This window comes from Pseudomonas eucalypticola (assembly GCF_013374995.1).
GTDB classification, from domain to species: Bacteria; Pseudomonadota; Gammaproteobacteria; order Pseudomonadales; family Pseudomonadaceae; genus Aquipseudomonas; species Aquipseudomonas eucalypticola.
The window spans coordinates 2,909,659-2,923,255 of the sequence record NZ_CP056030.1 but is presented as its reverse complement, the minus strand read 5'-3'; the positions used below and the strand labels follow the sequence as shown (position 1 = coordinate 2,923,255).

16 protein-coding genes are annotated in these 13,597 nt (G+C 63.0%); 7 read left to right on the top strand and 9 right to left on the bottom strand.

Annotated elements, in window-relative coordinates:
• Positions 1-37: 37 nt before the first annotated feature.
• The 3 genes from HWQ56_RS13145 to galU form a co-directional block, all read right to left on the bottom strand.
• The gene (locus HWQ56_RS13145; RefSeq protein WP_158157729.1) at positions 38-574 is read right to left on the bottom strand and encodes a fimbrial protein; all 537 of its coding nucleotides are present in this window, start codon (positions 572-574) and stop codon (positions 38-40) included.
• 307 nt (positions 575-881) lie between these two features.
• The gene (gene gorA, locus HWQ56_RS13140; protein WP_176570760.1) at positions 882-2,243 is read right to left on the bottom strand and encodes a glutathione-disulfide reductase; all 1,362 of its coding nucleotides are present in this window, start codon (positions 2,241-2,243) and stop codon (positions 882-884) included.
• Positions 2,244-2,356: 113 nt separating this feature from the next.
• Positions 2,357-3,196 carry a UTP--glucose-1-phosphate uridylyltransferase GalU gene (galU, locus tag HWQ56_RS13135; protein ID WP_158157727.1) on the bottom strand — a complete coding sequence of 280 codons (840 nt, stop codon included), beginning with the start codon at positions 3,194-3,196 and terminating at the stop codon, positions 2,357-2,359.
• A 330-nt stretch (positions 3,197-3,526) separates the two neighbouring features.
• Between galU and HWQ56_RS13130 the strand changes: the two genes are divergently transcribed.
• Positions 3,527-3,805: a hypothetical protein gene (locus HWQ56_RS13130; protein WP_158157726.1), complete on the top strand. Its 279-nt coding sequence runs from the start codon at positions 3,527-3,529 to the stop codon at positions 3,803-3,805.
• Between the two features lie 59 nt (positions 3,806-3,864).
• Here HWQ56_RS13130 and HWQ56_RS13125 read toward each other — a convergent pair whose 3' ends face one another.
• Positions 3,865-4,221 (bottom strand): hypothetical protein, encoded by a 357-nt coding sequence (locus HWQ56_RS13125; protein WP_176570759.1) that lies wholly within the window; start codon positions 4,219-4,221, stop codon positions 3,865-3,867.
• A gap of 157 nt (positions 4,222-4,378) precedes the next feature.
• Here HWQ56_RS13125 and HWQ56_RS13120 point away from each other — a divergent pair, with 157 nt between their 5' ends.
• The 4 genes from HWQ56_RS13120 (at position 4,379) to pmrG (ending at position 6,529) form a co-directional block, all read left to right on the top strand.
• Positions 4,379-4,681, top strand: a complete 303-nt coding sequence (locus HWQ56_RS13120; RefSeq protein ID WP_158157724.1) for a DUF1883 domain-containing protein — start codon at positions 4,379-4,381, stop codon at positions 4,679-4,681.
• 21 nt (positions 4,682-4,702) lie between these two features.
• Complete coding sequence (locus HWQ56_RS13115) at positions 4,703-4,864, top strand: hypothetical protein (RefSeq protein ID WP_176570758.1); 162 nt, start codon at positions 4,703-4,705, stop codon at positions 4,862-4,864.
• A 9-nt stretch (positions 4,865-4,873) separates the two neighbouring features.
• Positions 4,874-5,530 (top strand): DNA oxidative demethylase AlkB, encoded by a 657-nt coding sequence (gene alkB, locus HWQ56_RS13110; RefSeq protein WP_176570757.1) that lies wholly within the window; start codon positions 4,874-4,876, stop codon positions 5,528-5,530.
• Positions 5,531-5,821: 291 nt separating this feature from the next.
• Positions 5,822-6,529 carry a lipopolysaccharide core heptose(II)-phosphate phosphatase PmrG gene (pmrG, locus tag HWQ56_RS13105; protein ID WP_176570756.1) on the top strand — a complete coding sequence of 236 codons (708 nt, stop codon included), beginning with the start codon at positions 5,822-5,824 and terminating at the stop codon, positions 6,527-6,529.
• Positions 6,530-6,856: 327 nt separating this feature from the next.
• Here pmrG and HWQ56_RS13100 read toward each other — a convergent pair whose 3' ends face one another.
• The 4 genes from HWQ56_RS13100 to HWQ56_RS13085 form a co-directional block, all read right to left on the bottom strand.
• A complete protein-coding gene (locus HWQ56_RS13100; protein ID WP_158157720.1) occupies positions 6,857-7,813 on the bottom strand; it encodes a 2-hydroxyacid dehydrogenase in 957 nt (318 codons plus the stop codon).
• Between the two features lie 110 nt (positions 7,814-7,923).
• On the bottom strand, positions 7,924-8,688 hold the full coding sequence (locus tag HWQ56_RS13095; RefSeq protein ID WP_176570755.1) for an SDR family oxidoreductase: 765 nt from the start codon (positions 8,686-8,688) through the stop codon (positions 7,924-7,926).
• A 17-nt stretch (positions 8,689-8,705) separates the two neighbouring features.
• Positions 8,706-9,410, bottom strand: a complete 705-nt coding sequence (locus HWQ56_RS13090) for a fumarylacetoacetate hydrolase family protein (protein ID WP_176570754.1) — start codon at positions 9,408-9,410, stop codon at positions 8,706-8,708.
• 96 nt (positions 9,411-9,506) lie between these two features.
• Positions 9,507-10,754, bottom strand: a complete 1,248-nt coding sequence (locus tag HWQ56_RS13085) for an MFS transporter (protein WP_425331962.1) — start codon at positions 10,752-10,754, stop codon at positions 9,507-9,509.
• 479 nt (positions 10,755-11,233) lie between these two features.
• Between HWQ56_RS13085 and HWQ56_RS13080 the strand changes: the two genes are divergently transcribed.
• Positions 11,234-12,139 (top strand): helix-turn-helix transcriptional regulator, encoded by a 906-nt coding sequence (locus tag HWQ56_RS13080; RefSeq protein WP_176570753.1) that lies wholly within the window; start codon positions 11,234-11,236, stop codon positions 12,137-12,139.
• Positions 12,140-12,210: 71 nt separating this feature from the next.
• Here HWQ56_RS13080 and HWQ56_RS13075 read toward each other — a convergent pair whose 3' ends face one another.
• Positions 12,211-13,011, bottom strand: coding sequence for an AraC family transcriptional regulator (locus HWQ56_RS13075; protein ID WP_158157716.1), 801 nt, complete (start codon positions 13,009-13,011; stop codon positions 12,211-12,213).
• A gap of 152 nt (positions 13,012-13,163) precedes the next feature.
• On the opposite strand from HWQ56_RS13075, the gene HWQ56_RS13070 reads away from it, so the two are divergent.
• Positions 13,164-13,526 carry a cupin domain-containing protein gene (locus tag HWQ56_RS13070; protein WP_158157715.1) on the top strand — a complete coding sequence of 121 codons (363 nt, stop codon included), beginning with the start codon at positions 13,164-13,166 and terminating at the stop codon, positions 13,524-13,526.
• Positions 13,527-13,597 lie beyond the last annotated feature (71 nt).

Here is a 13,597-nt window from a genome sequence, read left to right as displayed (position 1 = left end):
GCGCGAGGCCGGCACGGCGGCCGGCCCCACGGGTACATCAGGGGTGCACGATGGAGTACAGAATGCGGGTCTGGACCTTGCCGGGGGTAACGGCGCCAACCGCGACGTACTCGGCGAAATAGTCCAACCTGGCGTTCCCGGCCACCAGTTCCACGATCTGGGAGTTCTGGTCGCCCGCGCCTTTGCTGACATCCATGGCCTGGTGGCTGGCGTTGAGCAGGCCCACCTCCACCTCGGTGGCCTGGTTGGCACCGCCGTCATTGCGCAGGCGGCCGGTCAAGGGGTTGACGGTGGGGCCCGGCTCGAAATACGTCATCACCCGGCCGGTGTCCGGTGTGCAGTTACTCAGCCTGATATCGAACGGCGTGCGACCCGCGCCTTGGCCTGGGGCAGACAGGGCAGTCAGGGTCACCGACGGCAAATCCACCTGGAAGTCAGGGTTGCCGCCATTGATTTCACAGGTGTTGCCCTTGATCTCGCCGACAAAATCGATCTGACCATCTGCGGCCATCGCGGTGGGCAGGACGAGAACGGCACACAGGCCCGCAATCAGTGTTACGCGTTGAGTATTCATGTTCGGTTTCCCATGGTTACGTGGCAGGCAATGCCATGACAGGCCACTGCCCTGCGCTTCATTGCGCGGCGGCAGTATGTAATCGGGAAACTGAAAAAGAATGGCGGGAGGGGTGATCGAAGCTGTAGGACGCCGCGCTCCGAGCTATCGGAAACGGCCCATGTGCCCGCCGGGAGGGGACAAGATCGAGTCTTTCAGAAGTGTAACCAAACGCGACGCCAACTCGACAAGGACAAGGGAGTAGCGTAGGGATGGATCCACTGATACTGTTGGAAATACCAGTTGATACATCCCAATACGTATCATTTTATTTAGTTGCGACCGGCGTCCGTAGGGTCACGAATTCTTCGGCGGCGGTCGGGTGCACACCGATGGTCTCGTCAAACACCCGCTTGGTCGCACCTGCCTTGAGGGCCACGGCCAAGCCCTGCATGATCTCGCCCGCCTCCGGGCCGACCATGTGGCAGCCAAGCACGCGGTCGGTACCGGCGTCGACCACCAGCTTCATCAGTGTGCGCTCCTGGCACTCGGTGAGTGTCAGCTTCATGGGGCGGAAACGGCTTTCAAATACCTGTACGTCGTAGCCCTGCTCCCGCGCCTGCTCCTCGGTCAGGCCCACCGTGCCGATGTTCGGCAGGCTGAACACCGCCGTGGGAATATGGGCATAGTCCACGGGCCGGTATTGCTCGGGCTTGAACAGGCGACGAGCCACTGCCATCCCTTCGGCCAATGCCACGGGGGTCAACTGCACCCGGCCAATCACATCACCCAGGGCCAGGATCGACGGCTCGCTGGTCTGGAACAGCTCGTCGACGGCGATGAAGCCCTTGTCATCCAGTTCCACCGAGACGTTTTCCAGGCCCAGGTTGTCGAGCATCGGCCGCCGACCGGTTGCGTAGAACACGCAGTCGGCCTCCAGCACCCGCCCATCCTTGAGCGTGGCGTGCAGGCTGCCATCGGCCTGCTTGTCGATGCGCGCGATGTCACTGTTGAACTGCAGGTTCAGGCCGCGCTTGGTCAGCTCTTCGCTCAGGTGCTCACGCACCGACCGGTCAAAGCCGCGCAGGAACAGGTCGCGGCGATACAGCAACGTGGTGTCGGCCCCCAGGCCATGGAAGATGCCGGCGAATTCGACGGCGATGTAGCCGCCGCCCACCACCAGCACGCGCTTGGGCAACTGCGGCAGGAAGAAAGCCTCGTTGGATGTGATGGCATGTTCGCGACCTGGAATGTCCGGCACCTGGGGCCAGCCACCGGTGGCGATGAGGATACGCTCGGTGCTGAAGCGCTGGCCATCGACCTCCACGTGGTGGGCATCGACGATCCGCGCATGGCCTTCCAGCAGCGTGACGCCGCTGTTGACCAGCAGGTTGCGGTAGATGCCATTGAGGCGCTGAATTTCACGGTTCTTGTTGGCGATCAGGGTTTGCCAGTTGAAGTCGGCGTCACCCAGGGTCCAGCCAAATCCCTGGGCCTGCTCGAAGTCATCGGCGAAGTGAGCGCCGTACACCAGCAATTTCTTCGGCACGCAGCCGACGTTGACGCAGGTACCGCCCAGGTAGCGGCTCTCGGCCACCGCCACCTTGGCACCAAAACCGGCGGCAAAGCGCGCCGCGCGAACACCGCCGGAACCGGCGCCAATTACAAACAGATCAAAATCGTGGGCCATGTCAGGTCTCCTTGGCAGACGGCCAATATACCGCAGCCGGCTGTGGCACAAAGCGAAAACGAAAACGCCGCGGTCAGGGCCGCGGCGTGTTCAGGTAGAGCGACAGGGTTGGCTTAGAACGCCTTGCCAGTCTTGTAGAAGTGCTCGAAGCAGAAGTTGGTGGCGTCGATGTAGCCTTCGGCGCCGCCGCAATCGAAACGCGTGCCCTTGAACTTGTAGGCCAGCACGCAGCCGTTCTGGGCCTGCTTCATCAGGGCGTCAGTGATCTGGATCTCGCCCCCCTTGCCTGGCTCGGTCTGCTCGATCAGGTCGAAGATGTCCGGGGTCAGGATGTAGCGGCCGATGATGGCCAGGTTCGACGGTGCGTCTTCTGGCTTGGGCTTCTCGACCATGCTGTTGACGCGATAGATGTCGTCGCGAATCATCTCGCCGGCGATCACGCCGTACTTGTTGGTTTCCGACGGGTCGACTTCCTGAATGGCCACGATCGAGCAGCGGAACTGGTTGTACAGCTTGACCATCTGCGCCAGCACGCCGTCGCCTTCCAGGTTGACGCACAGGTCGTCCGCCAGCACCACGGCGAACGGCTCATCGCCGATCAGTGGGCGGCCAGTGAGGATAGCGTGGCCCAGGCCTTTCATTTCGGTCTGGCGGGTGTACGAGAAGGTGCACTCGTCCAGCAGTTTGCGAATGCCGACCAGGTACTTTTCCTTGTCGGTGCCCTTGATCTGGTTTTCCAGCTCATAGCTGATGTCGAAGTGGTCTTCCAGGGCGCGCTTGCCACGGCCCGTGACGATGGAGATTTGGTTCAGACCCGCTTCCAATGCCTCTTCGACACCGTATTGGATCAGTGGCTTGTTGACCACCGGCAGCATTTCCTTGGGCATGGCTTTGGTCGCTGGGAGGAAGCGAGTGCCGTAACCGGCTGCTGGGAACAAGCATTTCTTGATCATATGAGTCCTTACAAAGGGCTGTGCTTACGAGATTCGGCGCAGTCTAATCAGGCGACGGCCACCTTACAATGCCTTGCCACTGGCCGGCCGGTGGAGAAATAGAGGAAACCCCGGAGAGATAGTTCCATGGGGCCATCAATTTTCGTTCCATGGGGTTGGTTTTAGCAGGTGATACCAGCAGCGCAAGGCAGAATTTCACATCAGGGCTGTTCGCCGACCGGCGCCTTGTATAGCATCAGGCCATCCCCCGATGGCGCAGCCTTCTGCCCGCGGCAGGATGGTCGACCTTCGCGTCGCCGCCCTTCCACTTTCTGCAATGATGAACCTTTGATGAACAGACTCCTGGCTCTTTTCGCGGTCCTGGCTTTAGGTGGGTGCGCGTCCGCCACGCCCACTGTATTGAAAAACGGCAAGCAAGGCCTGAGCATCGACTGCTCCGGCGCCGCGGCGTCATGGGACGCCTGCTATCAGAAAGCCGCCCAGGCCTGCGACGGCGGCCGCTACGACATCGCCGGCACAGCGGGCACGGCGCCCAAGGACAGCGACAAGACGCTGGGCGCCGATCTCGGTAACTACACCAGCCGCACCGTGACGGTGGTGTGCAAATAACGTCCGTTGCCCCGGTTCAGGTGCGACGCGGGAGCTGACACGCCAGCTCCCGTGCGGCCTCACTCCCCGGAAATGCAGGCCGTGACCGCCCGCTGCACATCATGCGGCCGGATCGGTACGTTGGAGATGCGCTCGTGCAGCCGGATGCTGCTGCCATCGTTGGAGCGTTTGTCGATGTCGATGATCGCCGCCGGGCTCGACGACAATTTCTGCGGAACGATCACCCGGAAGCCGTCACGCCACGGCTCCACCGTGGAGGGCTTGCGTGTCTCGGCCAGGTGGCTGACCACGCAGTCACTGAACTGGCGGGGCGACTTGCCGGAAATGACCGCCATGGTCTCCGGACTTTTTTCGATTTCCCCTACGCTGGCACACCCACCCAGCAATCCCACTACCGCCAGCCACGCCCATTTCATACCCGAAACTCCCTTGCAAAAGACTGTGTGACCACCTCAAGTGGCCATTTGCTCCAATTGGTCGCAAATATTCCTGGCCCTGCGCACGAAACACGGCGGCGCGGGGCCGACCATGGTATCGTTTTGGTTTGCCAAAAGATGCATCCCGGAGAAACGCATGAAATTCGTACACCAGCGCGAGCACCTCAACGAAGACGACCTGGTCGTCATCGAATGCTCCCAGCGCTGCAATATCCGCCTGATGAGCGACGCCAACTTCCGCAGCTTCAAGAACGGCGGGCGCCATACCTATCACGGCGGCCAGTTCGATACCTTCCCGGCCAAGATCACCACGCCGAGCACCGGGTTCTGGAACATCACCATCGACACCACCGGCGCCAAGCTGGCGATGGGCGCGCACCGCAAGCCGTTCACCCACAAGATCAAGATCGTGCGCCGCTCGGCTTCCAAGTTCAGCTGACTCAACCTGCAGGTACCCACCGTGACCAAGTACGTCATCCATTACAAGATCAACGGCGAACGCCGCTGGGATTTCGCCCAGCTTGAAACGGGTTCTCTGGAAGAAGCCAAGGCGGCGCTAGCCGCCATCCACGGCGAAAGCGATGAGCCTATCACCGACATCCGCATCAGCAAGGCGCTGTAACCGCCCGCCATGAACCTGGACCTGTTCGACGAGGCCGCCAGCCGTCAGCCGCCCAGGGCCGAGCAGATCGGCCCGCAGACCGTCGTGCTGCGCGCCTTCGCTCTGCCCTTCGTCGATGCGCTGCTCCCGCCGCTGCGGGCGGTGCTCAAGGCCGCGCCGTTTCGACGCATGACCACCCCCGGTGGGCAGAGCATGTCGGTAGCCCTGAGCAACTGCGGGACGCTGGGCTGGACCACCGACGCCCATGGCTACCGCTACACGGGCCTCGACCCGCTCACAGGCCAGCCCTGGCCCGACCTGCCGGAGAGCTTTCTGCGCCTTGGCGCCGAAGCCGCGGCCCAGGCCGGCTTCGCCGATTTTCGAGCCGACGCCTGCCTGATCAACCGCTACGTGCCCGGCGCGCGAATGTCCCTGCACCAGGATCGCGATGAGCAGGATTTCGACGCACCGATCGTATCCGTCTCCCTGGGATTGCCCGCGATGTTCCAGATGGGTGGCCTGCAACGCAGCGACCGGCCGCTGCGCGTGCCCTTGCTGCACGGCGACGTGTTGGTCTGGGGCGGGGTCGACCGCCTGCGTTTTCACGGCGTGCTGCCACTCCGGGAAGGCCACCACCCAGTAATGGGGCCGCAGCGAATCAACCTGACGTTGCGCAAGGCGGGATAATAGCGCCACCGCACTCACTGGCTCCTGCCTGACCACGCAACCACCCACTTAAATACTTACAAAACATGTCCAACTAACACACTTCCCGACCCACACCCCACGCCAATACTGACTACAATCCCACCCAACTTTCACCGCACTTCCTTGTTCCGATTTTTTTACATCTTTTTCATCGCATTGCCACGCCTTGCCTTTTATTTTGCTCCTCACATTCAGTGTCCCGTTTTATTGCAACCACTGGACACTTAACTCGGTAACTCATCGTTACCTCGTTGAACAGGAGCATCATCCATGGCCCAGACCTTCGGCACGGCTGCTGCGGCGCCCCCCGTTCCCCGACGCCGCCCCATATGGCGACGCACACTGCTGGCCACGGTCCTGGCCTTGGCTGGCTTTGTTGCGTCGCTCTGGGCCGTTGGCCTGTGGCCCCGTTCGCCGCTGGACCTGGGCCGTGGCGACAACGCATTGACCGCTGGCCTGCTGCCCCATTGGCAAGCCGGTGAACTGGTGGTGCTGGTGCGCCACGCCGAGCGCTGCGACCGCTCCACGAACCCGTGCCTGGGCGCCGCCGATGGCATTACACGCCGGGGGAGCGAGACCGCCACGGCCGTGGGCAAGGCCCTGAAAACCCTGGGCATGGGCCATGCCGATGTATTGACCAGCCCACTGACACGCACTGCCCAGACGGCGCTCTACCTGGTAGACCGCAACGTGCCCGCGCCCCAGTGGCTGGCCGACTGCGACAGCTCGCTGCTGGCCAGTGTCCTCGCCCACAAGGTTCCCCAGCGCAACCTGGTCGCCGTGACCCACAGCGGCTGCATTGGCCATGTGGAGAAAGAACTGGGCTACCCGCGCACTGCCGGCGCCGAGTACAGCAGTGCGCTGTTCTTGACCGTAAACGAACAAGGCGAGGCGGCTGTACTGGGGATGATGAATGCCGACAAATGGCCACAAGCACTGGCGCGCCTGAAGTTGGCGAAATCGCCGAGCAATTTGTAATGTGAAGTTTCATCGAGCTATTTAAATCATTATTGACTTTATAGTTGCCGCCCCTCGTTAACCAGGCAACGACGGTGAGCTTGATCAATGCGCAGTTACACTTCTTTCATGGATCATTCACGATGAATACTTTGGCAGGCCGCGTGCCGGCCATCGCCCACACCCCGTGATAATTATCCACCAAGCAGCGGACCCGGCCGCGTCGGCGGTGCAGGCGGTGTACCTGATGCCACGCGGCGTCTGTGACGCGGCCAGGTCCGCTGCTACCCGATCCGCGTCGGCCTGCGGTGTGCCTGATGCTGTATGGCGTTTGTGGCGCGGCCCGCTTCAGCCGGTCACGCAACCCTGTGGGCGCTTGCCGGCGAAGGTGTCGACAAGGCTGGCCAGCACCATTTCGCCCATGCGCGTACGGGTCTGCACCGTGGCACTGGCACGGTGCGGTTGCAATACCACGTCCTCGCGGCCCAACAGCGGCGCGGGCACATGGGGCTCATCCACGAACACATCCAGCCCGGCGCCGGCGATCTGGCCGGCCTGCAGCGCTGCCACCAGGTCGTTTTCATTGACCAGCTTGCCCCGTGCCACATTGATCAGGTAACCGCCATCGCCCAATGCCTGCAGCACCTTGGCGTCGATGATGCCCTCAGCCTTGTCGGCTGCCGCGGCGACGATCAGCGCATCGCTATGGCGCGCCAGCTCCACGAGGTCGGCCACGAAGGTATAGGGGACATCGTCCATGGCGCGCAGGTCGGTGTAGCTGATTGGGCAACCGAACGCCGCGGCACGGGTGGCGACCGCGCGCCCCACGCGCCCCAACCCGACGATACCCACGCGCATGCCGCTGACCTGCCGAGCCAGGGGCAAGGGGGCCAGCGGCGTGGCGCTATGCGGCCACTGGCCGCTGCGCACGTAGCGGTCGCTGGTACACAGGCCTCGGCAAGCGGCGATCAGCAGCCCCAGGGCCAGGTCGGCGACGTCGTCGGTGAGCGCGCCCAAGGTAGCGGTGACGGTAATGCCCCGGTCGCGGGCATACGCCAGGTCAACGGCATCGGTCCCCACTCCGTTGACTGCCACCACTTGCAGTTGCGGCAGTTGCGCCATGACCTCGCGAGTGATGCCAGTGTGCCCGCCAGTGACCACCCCGCGAATCTGCCCGCCTACCTCACGCAGGTAGGCGGCCTTGTCGGTTTGCTGGTAATAGGGGCGCACGGTGAACAGGCTTTCCAGACGCTCGCGGATCTCGGGGATGAGGATGGGGCTGAGCTGGAGGATTTCGGGTTTCATGGCAGGACCTTATAAAGTGATTGAATGCAGTACGGCATCGCTGCGCACCGCCGAGGGGGCAAGCCGTCGAGCGAAGTGCATAGCCCAACGGCAGTGGCGTGCCGCTGGTTTTAGCCACGCCCCACAAACGGCATGTTGGTCGCCATCACCGTCATGTTCAGCACGTTGGCCGACAACGGCAGCCCCGCGATGTAGCGCACGGCATCGGCGACATGCTGCACATCCACCATCGGCTCCACGGCGATGTCGCCGTTGGCCTGGCGCACGCCTTTGGTCATGCGCACCGAGAGCTCGGTGAGGGCATTGCCAATGTCGATCTGGCTGCAGGCAATGTTGAACTCGCGACCGTCCAGCGCCAGGCTTTTGGTCAACCCGAGTACCGCGTGCTTGCTGGCGGTGTAGGGGGCACTGAATGGCCGCGGGGCATGGGCCGAGATCGAGCCGTTGTTGATGATGCGCCCACCCTGGGGTTGCTGGCGGCGCATCAGCCCGAAAGCACCCCGGCTGCACAGGAACACGCCGGTGAGGTTGGTGTTGATCACGTTCAACCACTGGTCCACCGCCAGTTCATCGATGGGCACCGCCGGCGTGTTGACCCCGGCGTTGTTGAAGATCACATCCAAGCGCCCGTAGACCTCTTCCACCGTGGCAAACAGCGCATCGACGCTGGCCGGGTCACGGACGTCAGTGGGCACCGCCAAGGCTTCGCCGCCGCTGGCACGGGCGCTTTCCACCAGGTCATGCAAGGGCTCGGGCCGGCGCCCGGCCAGCACCAGGGTAAAACCGTCGGCCAGCAGGCCCAGGGCCACGGCGCGGCCGATGCCACTGCCAGCGCCGGTAACCAGGGCGACTTTGCGGGAGTTGGTTGCGGTCATGGTTGTTGCTCCTTGGGTCAAATCGAATTCAGGGCAGGACGGGCGCCCACGCGTACGTCCAATTGGCCGACACCGTCGATACCGGCGCTGATGACATCGCCCGGTTGCAGGGCAGCGACACCCGGCGGCGTGCCGGTCATGATCAGGTCGCCAGCACGCAGACGGATGGACTGGGACAGGCGGCTGATGATCTCGCTCACTGACCAGATCTGCTGCTCAAGGCTGGAGCGTTGACGCTCCACGCCATTGACCCGCAGCCACACGGCACCGGTGTCGGGATGGCCGATGCGGCTGGCCGGCACCACCGCGCTGATGGGCGCCGAGCCGTCGAATGCCTTGGCCGCCTCCCAGGGCTGGCCGGCGGCCTTGGCGGCCATCTGCAAATCGCGTCGGGTCAGGTCCAGTCCGGCAGCGTAGCCCCAGACATGGGCCAACGCCTGCTCCTGAGGTATGTCAGCGCCGTCAGCGCCAATGGCGACCACCAGTTCAATCTCGTGGCAGAAGTCACCCGTCAGCGGCGGGTAGGCCAGTTCGCCTTCGGCAGGCACCACGGCGCTGGCCGGTTTCATGAAGAACAAGGGCGCCTGGCGCACAGCGTCCTGGGCATCGCCCCAGGGGTAATTGCGGCCCAGGCAGAAAAGGCGGTAGACCGGAAAGCGCGCGTCGCTGCCCTGTACATCCAGGGTCACGCTTTGGGCGGGGGCAAACACGTATGGGCTCATGTAGGTTCTCGCAGCAGTGCGGTAGACACTCTCAGCGTACGTCGCCGAGGGCCGTGAAAGTTGGACGAAACCGGTACTGTCATGGACAAAACAGTGCTATCGGGCGCGCAGCTGGATGCGGTACAGGCGCCCCAGCAACAGCGAATAAGACAGAGTGCCGCACAGGGCCACCGCACCGATGAACCAGAAGGCATAGGCGAAAGAGCCGGTGGCATGGACGATGCCGCCGATCACGATCGGGGTGACGATGCCGCCGATGTTGGCCGCCAGGCTGGTGATGCCGCCGGTGAGCCCGATCAGTTCCTTGGGCGCCACTTCCGACACCGCCGCCCACGACGCCGAGGCAATGCCCTGAGCGAAGAACGCGGTAGTCAGCACAGCGATGCACACCAGGTTCGAGTCGGTGAAGTTGACCAGCACGATGGACATGCCCAGCATCGAACCCACCACCAGCGGCAACTTGCGGGCAAACGACATGGAGTAACCGCGCCGGATCAGCGTGTCCGACACGATGCCTGCCAGCAGGATGCCCACCGTGGCGCCCAGGAACGGCATCACCGCGAAAATGCCGACTTTGATCATGGTCAGGTGGCGTTCTTCGATCAGGTAGGTGGGAAACCAGGTGAGGAAGAAATACAGCGCCGAGGTGCTGGCGAACTTGCCGATGCAGATCGCCCAGATCTGCCGGTAGCCGAACAGTTCCCCCACCTGGCGCCAATTGAAGCGAGTACGCTGCTGGCTGCTTTTGACCAGACCGCCGCCGTCCTCGATGTACTTCAGCTCCGCAGCGCTGACACGCTTGCAGGCGAGTGGGTCGCGGTACAGGTACAACCAGGCGATGCCGAACAGGATGCCCACCAGGCCAGTGCTGTAGAACACATGGCGCCAGTCGTAGGTGGTGGCCAGCCACAGCAGGCCGCCAGTGAACAGCGCGGTGCCCAGGTACTGGCCGCACACGTAGATGCTGCTGGCCAGGCCGCGCTCACGGGCGGGGAACCACACCGTGACCGCGCGGCTGTTGGCCGGAAACGCCGGGGCCTCAAGCGCCCCGACAGCCAGGCGCAGGCCGAACAGCGAAGCGAACCCGCCCACCAGGCCCTGCCCCACGGTGGCGGCCGACCAGGTGATCAGCGACAAGCCGTAGGTGAAGCGCGAACCGAAGCGGTCGGCAATGAAACCGGCGGGCACCAATGCCAGCGCGTAGGTCCAGGCAAAGCCGGAAAACACCAGGCCCATCTGGATCTTGTCCAGGCCCAGGTCCTTGGCCATGAACGGCGCGGCGATGGAAATGTTTACTCGGTCGACGTAGTTGATGATGGTGGCGATCAGCAACAACGAGAGCATGAACCAGCGCCGACGGGTGGGCAGCGGGGCGGCGCTGAGGCTGTGCTCGACGGTGTCGGGCTGGGGGCTGGTGGTGAGGTCGGGGTCCACATCGGGCATCTGCCGGCTGGACGGGACCAGGTACTCGCGGGGAGTCGTCTGCATGGTACGAACACCTTCTAATTATTGTTGATAGATGTCGAATGGGACGCCTCCAAAGTGATCGTACAACTACCGAAAATCAATGGCCGGGTTAGAACGATTTTGCACAGGTGCACGCCGCTGCCATGAAAAGTCCAAAAACAAAAAGGCCGAAAAAACTAGCCATAAACGTCTTAAACCCTTGCTCTAGAGCGGTTTTACGCGGGCGGAACGCCCAAAGGCTTTTGCACAAAGGTTCACCCATAAAGGTGGGCAGCCTCGACCAAGAGATCGTACAATTACGTTAAAACAACAGACCTGACCGCCCCCGCCACGGCTGGCCAACAGGAGTGACGCCCATGCAGTCTTCCGCCCGCGTGCCCACCTTCGGCATGCAGCAGCGCAGTGAACACCCCGATTTCTACATTCGCGATGAAAGCGTGCGCAAGGCCGAAACCGCCCCGCACCGCCATGAGTATTTCCAGATCCAGGTCAACCTGGGCGGCGACACGGTGCAGCACATCGGCAATGTGCAACGCCCCTTCCCCACCGGTGCCGTGGCCTTCATCCTGCCGCACCGGGTCCACATGATCGTGCACCCGCGCCAGGCGCACTTTCGCGTCATCAACTTTTCCCAGGCCTTCCTGCTGCCTCACCTGGCGTGCGACCCCCTGGACCTGGAAGACGTGTCCATCGCCCAAGCCCCGGAACTGGCGCCGTTCCGCTTCCAGGAGCACCTGGATTTCATCCTCGACGCCGCGCCATTCGCCCAGGTGTGTGGCCTGCTGGAGCAGATGCAGGCACTGGACCGCGCGCGCCAGTTCGGCATGCGTGAGTCGCTCAAGGGCCTGCTGTTGCAGCTGATCGGTGGGGTGTGCAGCCAGTTCGCTGAACCGCTCAAGACCCTGGCCAGCGGCAAGGCCGCGCAGGCCAGCCGGCGCGACGCGCTCAAGCGCATGAGCGAATACGTGCGCAAGCACCTGGCCGACCCCGACCTGGACCTCAAGAAGGTAGCGTCGGCCACCTACCTGTCACCCCACTACCTGACCCACTGGCTGCGCAAGGAAATCGGCAAGAGCTTCAGCGAACTGGTGCTGGAGCGGCGCATGCACCAGGCGCGTCAGTTGCTGGAAGGCAGCTTGAAGCCCGTGGGCGAGATCGCCCGGCAATGCGGGTTTGCCGATGAAGCTTATTTTTCCCGGCGCTTCCGGCAATTGCATGGCTTGCCGCCGGGGCAGTATCGGCGGCAGTTGCAGGGGGGTTAAGGTGCACAGGCCGAGTGGAGGGTGCGGGGCTTGTTGCAAGCCAAGCCATGCACGCCATTACCCCCAGCAGATCAGCGACGGCTGAGCATCTTCAGCCAGCGGCCGGGCGGCAGCCCGTACGCCTGGGTGTACAGCCTCGTCATGTGGCTCTGGTCATGAAAACCCGCCGCCAACGCGGCATCAGCCAACGAGCACCCGGCCAGCATTGCCCGACGCACGCCGTCCAGGCGGCGCTGGACGATATAGCGGTACGGGCTGGTGCCGTACAACGCGCGAAAATCCCGTGACAACCCCCAGCGGTCACGGCCGCTGGCCTGGGCCAGATCATCCAGGGTCACCGGCTGCCCGAGTGTGGCGTGGATGAACTCGCGGGCGCGCTCGGCCGCCGGATAATCCAGCACCCGCCGTTCACGGCGCATGCCCGCAGCCAACGCCAGGGCCTGTGCCACTTCGAACAAGGCATCGTCCTCGGCCAGGGGTTCGATCACGCTGTGCATATCGGCCAGCAACCGCTGGGTCGCCGCGAACAGCCGTGGGTCATTGCTCAGCCCACCTTCGATGAACGGCAGCGGCCGACCGCCCAGCACTTGCTGGATCAATGCCGGCTGCACGTAAATCATCCGGTACTGAAACCCTGCCTCGGTACCGGCCTGGCCATCGTGCAGTTCATCGGGGTGCAATACCAAGGTGCCACCCGGCAGGCTGTGCCGTAGCGCCCTGCGGTAATGAAAACTCTGCACCCCGGCCAGGGTCCGGCCGATGGCGTAGGTGTCATGGCGATGCGGGTCGAAGCCGTGGCCCGCGAAGCGTGCTTCGATGCGCTCCACCCGGGTGGGGTGGGCAGCGGGCAGGACCCAGTCGGTGGCGTTCATGGCAGGCTCTCCAGTACAGGGCGCCCATGCTACAGACAAATGGCCACCCCGGCCCTGGATGAGAACCGCTGCCAACGCTGCACAATCATGCAAGACCCTGAGCCGGGACGCCCGCTACAGTCCACTCACTTCACATCAACGCGAGTCGGATCATGCCAAAGCCAGTCAATTTCCAGGAAAAATTCGCCCTGTTCACCGAGCAATGGGCGCCCAAGGTCATCGCCGAAATGAATGACTACCAGTTCAAGATCGCACGCTTGCAGGGCGAGTTCATCTGGCACAGCCATGCCGATACTGACGAGGCTTTCATGGTGCTGGAAGGCCAGTTGAGGATCGAATTGCGCGATGGGGCGGTGATGCTGCAGCCGGGCGAACTCTATGTGGTTCCCAAGGGCGTCGAGCATCGGCCTTGCGCGCCACAGGAAGTGAAGCTGTTGCTCATCGAACCTTGTGGTGTACTCAATACCGGTGACCAAGGTGGCGAGCGCACCGCAGTGAATGATGTCTGGGTGTGAATGGCTCTGAAGCAGACCAAATAAAATTATATATTGAGATATCTAGATATGCAGGTTACTCTGTCCCACCT

Coding starts and splice junctions, on each gene's coding strand:
- HWQ56_RS13090 (WP_176570754.1), bottom strand. CDS start 9,410: ATGAGCCCATACGTGTTTGCCCCCGCCCAAAGCGTGACCCTGGATGTA.
- alkB (WP_176570757.1), top strand. CDS start 4,874: ATGAACCTGGACCTGTTCGACGAGGCCGCCAGCCGTCAGCCGCCCAGG.
- HWQ56_RS13095 (WP_176570755.1), bottom strand. CDS start 8,688: ATGACCGCAACCAACTCCCGCAAAGTCGCCCTGGTTACCGGCGCTGGC.
- HWQ56_RS13080 (WP_176570753.1), top strand. CDS start 11,234: ATGCAGTCTTCCGCCCGCGTGCCCACCTTCGGCATGCAGCAGCGCAGT.
- HWQ56_RS13070 (WP_158157715.1), top strand. CDS start 13,164: ATGCCAAAGCCAGTCAATTTCCAGGAAAAATTCGCCCTGTTCACCGAG.
- HWQ56_RS13130 (WP_158157726.1), top strand. CDS start 3,527: ATGAACAGACTCCTGGCTCTTTTCGCGGTCCTGGCTTTAGGTGGGTGC.
- gorA (WP_176570760.1), bottom strand. CDS start 2,243: ATGGCCCACGATTTTGATCTGTTTGTAATTGGCGCCGGTTCCGGCGGT.
- HWQ56_RS13120 (WP_158157724.1), top strand. CDS start 4,379: ATGAAATTCGTACACCAGCGCGAGCACCTCAACGAAGACGACCTGGTC.
- HWQ56_RS13075 (WP_158157716.1), bottom strand. CDS start 13,011: ATGAACGCCACCGACTGGGTCCTGCCCGCTGCCCACCCCACCCGGGTG.
- galU (WP_158157727.1), bottom strand. CDS start 3,196: ATGATCAAGAAATGCTTGTTCCCAGCAGCCGGTTACGGCACTCGCTTC.
- pmrG (WP_176570756.1), top strand. CDS start 5,822: ATGGCCCAGACCTTCGGCACGGCTGCTGCGGCGCCCCCCGTTCCCCGA.
- HWQ56_RS13085 (WP_425331962.1), bottom strand. CDS start 10,754: ATGCTCTCGTTGTTGCTGATCGCCACCATCATCAACTACGTCGACCGA.
- HWQ56_RS13125 (WP_176570759.1), bottom strand. CDS start 4,221: ATGAAATGGGCGTGGCTGGCGGTAGTGGGATTGCTGGGTGGGTGTGCC.
- HWQ56_RS13145 (WP_158157729.1), bottom strand. CDS start 574: ATGAATACTCAACGCGTAACACTGATTGCGGGCCTGTGTGCCGTTCTC.
- HWQ56_RS13100 (WP_158157720.1), bottom strand. CDS start 7,813: ATGAAACCCGAAATCCTCCAGCTCAGCCCCATCCTCATCCCCGAGATC.